The sequence below is a fragment of the Bartonella sp. MU37NMGALS genome, from assembly GCF_042194015.1.
Classification (GTDB): domain Bacteria; phylum Pseudomonadota; class Alphaproteobacteria; order Rhizobiales; family Rhizobiaceae; genus Bartonella; species Bartonella grahamii.
In genome coordinates this window covers 1-948 of sequence record NZ_JBHIML010000106.1, presented here as the reverse complement: position 1 = coordinate 948, position 948 = coordinate 1, and the positions used below count along the sequence as shown (strand labels likewise).

Below are 948 nucleotides of genomic sequence, written 5' to 3'. Positions count from 1 at the left end.
TCTTTTACCGCACTCCAGGGCGTGGAAGGATGACTTTTGACGAAGATTTTGAAGCAGGAAAGGATTATTATATATATCTCATCTTAAAAGATCAGGCGGATGAGATAGCCCTTAAGCTTTCGCAAAATCCGACAGCTCCTGATGGTTATACAGAGGATAATTCTGAAAAGATTGGTGGATTTCATACGCTATGTGCGGATGTTGGTGAGATTGAAGGTCATCTCTTATCGGGTTATCAAGCGGGAGATGTTTTGCCCAATTCTGTTTGGTGTTTAAATCATCGCCCACGTAGTAGTCCAGAAGGGATGGTTTACAATCCGTGGCATAATATTTGGGTTGATATTTATCTTCAATCAGGGACAGGTGTAAATGCAAAGTCGGCATATGGTGTTCCGATTACGAGCAATCGTAGCTATGCAGATCATGCATTTGATTTTTGGTCTGTTAATAAGAGATTTTTGACGAGTGATGAGTTTTCGCCATGCATGTATGGAAGTAATCAAGCAACCAGTATTGTCGGCAATCAAGCGCCTTCTCCTAAGACGTCTGGAGGACACGTTGATACAAACAATAGACGGATGATTTCGCATATCGGTTGTGAGGATGGTTGCGGTTATGTTTGGCAATATTTGTCTGGTTGTTATCCAGTGACTAAATGGCATACAGGGGAGCAAGGAAGCAGTTTACGTGTAGACATAAATGTTATGTTGGGAGGAGGCGATTGGACTGGTGGCTCTAACAATGATCATCTTGTACGGAATTTTGCGCATTCTCGTTATGTAGAAGATGAAAAAATAGGCGCCCGTGGATGTAGCGACCCATTTTATTATAATTAGTGCGAGATTGATTAGAACATCATTTTATCCAGCCCCACTTTTGTGGGGCTTTTTTTATGGAGCGTCAGATGAGAAAGATATCGAAAGAAGGATTAGAGCTTATCAAACAATG

The 948-nt window shown here is 41.5% G+C and carries 1 pseudogene; it reads left to right on the top strand.

The features are described 5' to 3' along the window. Window positions 1-836: pseudogene (locus ACFIJP_RS09330) on the top strand (hypothetical protein); the annotation flags it as partial. Between the last annotated feature and the right edge of the window lie 112 nt (window positions 837-948).